Origin of the sequence: Streptomyces sp. NRRL WC-3549 (assembly GCF_000721935.1) — a bacterium.
Lineage (GTDB): Bacteria > Actinomycetota > Actinomycetes > Streptomycetales > Streptomycetaceae > Streptomyces.
Map to the genome: position 1 here is coordinate 12,399 of NZ_KL585435.1, position 3,009 is coordinate 15,407.

Below are 3,009 nucleotides of genomic sequence, written 5' to 3' on the forward strand. Positions count from 1 at the left end.
TCGCCGCCGGTCTGATCACCGGCGGCCGGCTCGGTGACATCCACGGCCGTAAGCGGCTCTTCCTCCTCGGCATCGGCGGTTTCACGATCGCCTCCGCCCTCTGCGGTTTCGCGGTGAACCCCGAGATGCTGGTCGCCTCCCGGATCTTGCAGGGCGCCACGGCCGCACTGATGGTGCCGCAGGTGCTCTCGATCGTGCACGCCACCTTCCCCGCCCACGAGCGAGGCAAGGTGTTCGGGCTGTTCGGGGCGATCGTCGGGCTCGGCGCCGTCTCCGGCCCCCTGCTGGGCGCACTGCTCACCGAGTGGAACCTCTTCCTGATCAACCTGCCGGTCGGCATCGCCGGGCTCGTCCTGGGACGGAAGTTCATCAGCGAGTCGCGTGCTCCCAAGGCGCTCAGGCTCGACCTCGCCGGCGTCGCCCTGGTGACGCTCGGCCTGCTGATGCTGCTCTACCCCCTGACCCGGGGCCGCGAGCTGGGCTGGCCGGTATGGGGCCATGTGTCCATGGCCGCCAGTCTCCTGGTGTTCGCGGGGCTGGTCGCGTACGAACGCCAGAAGGCGAGCAGGGACGGTTCGCCGCTCATCGAACTGTCGCTGTTCCGGGTGAAGAGCTTCGCCGCGGGGATCGCCGTGCAGCTCACCTTCGGCGTCGGCCTCGGCATCTACTTCCTGGTCTGGACGCTCTACCTGCAGATGGGCCTCGGCTGGAGCGCGCTGAAGGCGGGTACCACCGGAATCCCGTTCTCCATCGCCGTCTCGGTCGCCGCCGGTCTCTCCGTGCAGAAGCTGGTGCCCCGCTTCGGCCGCAAGGTGCTCCAGGCGGGCGCACTGCTGATGATCGCCGGGCTGCTGCTCTACATAGGCGAGGCCGAGTGGTACGGCAGCACCATCACGTCCTGGCAGATGGTCCTGCCGCTGGTGGTCATGGGTGCGGGGATGGGGCTGATCGTCGCCCCGCTGACGGACACGGTGCTCTCCGGAGTGCCGAAGGAGCACTCCGGGTCGGCCTCCGGGCTGATCAACACCGTGCAGCAGATGGGTACGGCGCTGGGGCTCGGCCTCGTCTCGGTGGTCTTCTTCGGGGCGATCGACGACGGGGCGGCACCGGAGGCGCTCGGAGGGGAGTTCGTGGACGCGTTCCAGCGGTCGCTGTGGTGCGTCGCCGGAGTGCTCGCGGTGATCTTCTTCGTCATGTTCGCCCTGCCGGCCGCGCCTCGGACGCACCAGGAGGGCGGTGAGGAGGCCGGTGACGACATCGGGGGCCCCGGCCGGGTGTCGGAGGACGAGGTCGGTAAGGAGCAGGACCCTGCACTGACGCACTGACACGCGGCGCCCGAGCCACTGGGGCCACGGCGCACGCGACCCCCGCGGCGCACACGGGCCTCAGCGGACCCACGGCGCGCGGACGGCCCGCCCTCCCCGTTCCAGGGCGGACGGGCCGCCGACCGTTTCGCGCCCCGAGCGGACGGCGCGACCGGCGTGCCCGGAGCCGCCCGGTCAGCAGATCCGGGTGCGGTTCTCCATGGCTCGGCGGGCGGTCGGCTCGTCGCCGTACACCTCGCACATGTGGCGGCCGTCGGGCGTGGCCGTGTGCTCGACCTCCCACAGGCTCGTCTCGCTGCCGTCCAGCAGCAGGAACGCATGCTCGTAGAGGGTGAAGCCCGCGTCCCGCCCGTCCACGCGGCACTGACGGCCGAAGACCTGGGTGATGTGGTGGGCGAACGCGGCCCGCAGCAGCCTCGCGGTCCGGGCGCCCGGCCGGTCCGCGTTCTCCGCACGGCGCAGGACGCGACGGGCGTGGTCCGCCGAGTTGTCCGGGGCGTACATGCGGGGCAGCGGGGGCGGGGGAACGGCCGTCAGGAGCGTGAGGATCTCCAGGTCGTCCCGAGAGCTCTCGTCGGCGATGGCCCGGGTGTCCCAGAAGCTGCCGGACAGCCGGGCGGCGGCGACCTGGGCGTCGCCCTCGTCGTCGTACAGCTCGTGTCGGCGGGGAGCGTCGTTGTCCCGGCCGCCGCCGTGCACCAGCTCCCAGAGGGTGAGCGCCGAGCCGTCGGCGAGCAGATAGGTGTGGCGATAGGTCTCGCGGTGCAGTGCCGAGCTGTGGTGGGACGAGTGCAGCGAACTGCTGTGTGCCAGCGCCGTCCCGAGTCGTTCGATGGTCGTGTCGGACAGGTCGAAGGAGTTGAGGGCGCATCGCAGGAGTCGCTCGAGGTGCTGCTCGGTTGTCTCGTACGGATCGCTCAAGGTGCTGTCTCCAGGCCGTCGCCGCGCGTTACTCGATGCGTGCATAACGTAGTCCCTGGGTCGGACATCGTGACCGGGGTTCGCGAAAAACGTACCGCTCACGGGGAAAGTTCCCGCCCCTCAGGGACCGTCGTTGTGATGATCGTTCCGGTCGGCGTAGAGGTCGCCGTAGGAGGGAAACGTTCCGCCGGGGCCGTCGACTCCGCGGGCGGCCCTGACCGCCTTCACGACGGCCCGGGCCAGCGCGTCCGCACCGGCCGCCAGGATGCCGTTCAGCGCGGCCGTGGGCTCCGGCGGCAGCGGTGTGCCGCCGGTGGCCAGGGCGAACACGGTGTCCCCGTCGGTCAGCAGATGGACCGGCCGCACGGCGCGTGCCAGCCCGTCGTGCGCCGTGCCCGCGAGCTTCTGCGCCTGGGCGCGGGTGAGGGCGGCGTCGGTGGCGACGACGGCGATCGTAGTGTTGAAGTGGCCGCCTCCCCGCACATCCCGGAGCTCCGCCAGCCGTCGGCCGGCCGCCTCGTGTGTCGCGGGGGACGGGGGCACGAGGGGCTCCCCGGTGCCGTACTCGCCGTACAGGACCCCGGTCCGCGGGTCGACGACCGAGCCGGCCGCGTTCACCACGGCCAGCGCCGCGACCGTCGCCCCCGAGGCCGTGCGTACGCTCGCCGTGCCTACTCCGCCCTTGAGATCCCCGGCGACCGCGCCGGTGCCCGCGCCGACCGTTCCCTCGGGGACCGGGGCACCCGCCTCCGACGCGGCGGCC

The 3,009-nt window shown here is 72.0% G+C and carries 3 protein-coding genes; 1 reads left to right on the plus strand and 2 read right to left on the minus strand.

The features are described 5' to 3' along the window. Positions 1 to 1,325, plus strand: a 1,325-nt coding sequence (locus IH13_RS0131555; RefSeq protein WP_031089733.1) for an MFS transporter, incomplete at its 5' end; no start/stop codon positions are given. Positions 1,326 to 1,499: 174 nt separating this feature from the next. Here IH13_RS0131555 and IH13_RS0131560 read toward each other — a convergent pair. Further along, positions 1,500 to 2,246 (minus strand): DUF6227 family protein, encoded by a 747-nt coding sequence (locus IH13_RS0131560; RefSeq protein WP_031089734.1) that lies wholly within the window; start codon positions 2,244 to 2,246, stop codon positions 1,500 to 1,502. Positions 2,247 to 2,366: 120 nt separating this feature from the next. Continuing rightward, the coding region (locus IH13_RS0131565; RefSeq protein WP_031089736.1) for a P1 family peptidase at positions 2,367 to 3,009 on the minus strand (643 nt) is incomplete at its 5' end.